Source organism: Priestia sp. P5_B4 (assembly GCF_056400385.1).
Window position 1 is genome coordinate 1 of the sequence record NZ_JBFULJ010000416.1, and the last position, 3,286, is coordinate 3,286.

The window sequence follows — 3,286 nt, forward strand, 5'->3', positions numbered from 1 at the left end:
ACTCAACCCAGCGACCAATAAGATCATAGCGAAAGTATTTGATTCGTCGCTTCAACAAGTAGAGGAAGCGGTAGGTAAAGCAAAGCAGGCTTTTGAACAGAGTGAATGGAAAAAAAATAAATCACTGCGTGTAGAGGTACTTAAGAAACTAGCAAATTTATTAGAAAATGAAGCGAGTATATTCGCTGAAACAGAAACATTAAATACTGGCAAACCGATAAAAGAAGCGCAGTTAGATATTGAAGATACGATTAATTGTTTAAGATATTACGCAAATTTAATAGAAGAAAACCAGCCGTGGACAAAGGACATGTTCGACGATACAAACAGTAAAATCATTCAAGAACCTATCGGCGTATGCGCGCTGATTGTTCCTTGGAATTTCCCTTTGCTGCTTGGTATGTGGAAGCTGGCTCCTGCCTTAGCAGCTGGAAATACAGTAGTGTTTAAGCCGTCAGAATTAACGCCACTTTCTTTTTTAAAGCTAGCTTCACTATGTGAAAAAGCTGGTATACCAGAAGGCGTGTTTAATTTACTTACAGGAGACGGTAAAGTGGGAAGTGCCCTTGTTGAACACAAAGACGTAGCCAAAGTCTCTTTTACAGGAGGATCAGAAACAGGCAAACGTATTTATCAGCAGTGCGCAAAAGAGATGAAAAGAGTTTCGCTTGAACTGGGAGGGAAATCTCCGCTTCTTATTTTCGAAGACAGTGAAATTGATATTGCAGTAGACTGGACAATGTTTGGCTCGTTTTTTAACCAAGGGCAAGTGTGTGTAGCTTCATCGCGTATACTCGTACATGAATCCATTTATAAGCCGTTTCTTTCTGCTCTTACGGAGACTGTTGCTGCTATAAAAATTGGTAACCCCTTAAGAGAAGAAACGGAGATGGGTCCGGTTATTAGCAAGGCGCATCTGAACAAAATACAGGATTTTATCAAGCTAGGTCAAGAAGAAGGTGCGAATTTATTAACAGGAGGAACGTTAATTGACTGCGAAGGTGGAAACTATATAAAGCCGGCTGTGCTCGTCGATGTGGAGCAGCATATGAAAGTCGTACAAGAAGAAATATTTGGTCCGGTCATTACCGTTCAATCTTTTTCAAGTGAAGAAGAAGCCATAGCACTTGCCAACGGCACGAGGTTTGGTTTAGCTGCAGGAATTTTAACGAATGATGTAATGAAAGCAGAGCGAGTTGCTGAACATCTTCAAGCGGGAACGATTTGGATCAACGGCTACCATACGCCTCATATTGAAACGGCGTGGGGCGGTTTTAAAGAAAGCGGCATTGGCCGGGAGTTAGGTCCATCAGGATTAGCTGCTTTTACTGAAACAAAACATGTGAATACAAATTCCAAGCTAGCTCGAGCCAATTGGTATCAATAAAAGTGAAAGGTGGAATAGGAATGACAACAAAAAGTGGTCTCGCCCATGATGATGTGCAGCCGATTGCAATGAATAAAAGAAGTATGGGCTTCTTCTCTACATTTTCCATGTGGATAGGAGCCAATGTGGTGGTAACGACCGTTTTTACCGGAATGCTGTTTGTACCCGATATGACATTTTTAAAGGCCTTATTTATTATTGTGCTTGGCTCTTTAGTTGGTGCCATACCGCTCGTGTTGATGGGGAATATCGGAACTCGAACCGGTCTTCCAACCATGGTTTTGATGAGACCAGCTTTTGGACAAAGAGGTGCTATGCTTCCTGCTGCTGTGAATCTTATTACGTTAATCGGCTGGGCATGGATTCAAGCTTACATGGCAGGGCTAAGTTTAAATCATGCCGTTACTTTTTTGACCGGTTACAGCAATATCAATCTATTTACAATTCTTACTCAAGTGTTGGTAGTAGCTATTTCTATATACGGGCATAAAGGTATTGAAGCAACGGAAAAATTAGTAGCTACGCTTATGGTCATTTTGGCAACCGTTGTGTTTAGCTACTTGTTTATTGAATTTGATGCAGCAAAATTAATTCAAATGAAAGCAAGCGAAAATCCTGGTATTACAGGAATGTTAGCTTTTGATATTGTAGTAGCTACAGCTTTTACGTGGATTCCTATTGTTTGCGATTATAACCGAAACTGTAAATCTGAAAAAACAGGCATTGCGGGCACTTATTTAGGCTATAACGTTGCGACTTTGATTGCGATGGGATTAGGCGCAACGGTTTCTGGTTTTTCAATTCTCGGAAATATGACGCAAACGTATGACCCGGTAAATTTAATTGGCGCATATAGTCCGATGTTAGGGTTAGTAGCTGCCATCGTAATTTTTTTATCGGTGCTGTCAACCAACGTAATGGTATTGTATAGCGCGACAATGTCTTATTTATCTATTTTTCCAAAGCAGAGGTTCTGGATACCGGCACTAACCATGGGAGTTGTCACAGTCCTAGGTTCTTTATTAAAAGAGTGGTTGATGACAAATTTTCAAAGCTTTTTGCTTATGATCGGTGTCTTATTTATTCCTATTATTGCGATTGTTCTTGTTGATTATTATATCATTCGCCGAAAACACTATGACGTTTCAGCTATTTTAGAAAAACAAAATAAACTGTACTGGTATACAAAAGGCTTTAACCTTCATGTGTATGTATCTTACATAGTGGGGGCTGTATTTGCCTACTATTTTACGTACGTTCACCCGCTAGCCACAGGCGCAACGATCTTAGCTTTTTTATTTACAGGTGTTTTGCATGTATTGTTAACCAAACTTTCACAGCTTTCCATCCCTTACTCAAAGGGAATCGACAAAAATGCTTGATATACGTTTAAAATAGACTGAATTATCAAAAATAATCAAAAAGCTCCTATTTAAAGGAGCTTTTTGTGTTAAAAATAGCTAAGAAATAAGCAAAAGCGGGGAAAAGAGAGGTTCTTGATCGAGCTGAAAATAAAGTAATAACATGTATTTGATTCTGTAAGGGGTCTTTCCTATAATAAACGTAGGAAAACTTTCCAAAGGAGAATTTTATGCTCGAATTAGAGGCTATTCAAAGCAGGGCCATTGAAAAAACTAAACATACATTACTACAGGATATAAAAAGCGTATTAGGTGAACAAGACGAATGTCCGGATTTTGAGACTTATTTAACAGACAGGCACTCTTTTATTAAAAAGGCCTGGGGAACTACGTGGAGAAAAGCAGTTGTTTCTTCTGTATCTAAAAAAAGCAGAAAGTCATATTTAACAGAGAAAGGCTTTGAGGTGAAAGGGTATAAACCTCAAGCTATAGATAAGTTATTTGCTAAAGAAACGAGAAAAGGTATAGAGTTTGATGC

Annotated in this window: 2 protein-coding genes and 1 pseudogene; all 3 read left to right on the forward strand. The window is 39.1% G+C overall.

All coding sequences use genetic code 11. The features are described from left to right. The coding region (locus tag AC1DRF_RS20465; protein WP_477741543.1) for an aldehyde dehydrogenase family protein at positions 1–1,387 on the forward strand (1,387 nt) is incomplete at its 5' end. Between the two features lie 20 nt (positions 1,388–1,407). Next, positions 1,408–2,769 carry a purine-cytosine permease family protein gene (locus tag AC1DRF_RS20470; RefSeq protein WP_097823468.1) on the forward strand — a complete coding sequence of 454 codons (1,362 nt, stop codon included), beginning with the start codon at positions 1,408–1,410 and terminating at the stop codon, positions 2,767–2,769. A gap of 209 nt (positions 2,770–2,978) precedes the next feature. Further along, positions 2,979–3,286 (forward strand): annotated as a pseudogene (locus AC1DRF_RS20475) (helicase-related protein); the annotation flags it as partial.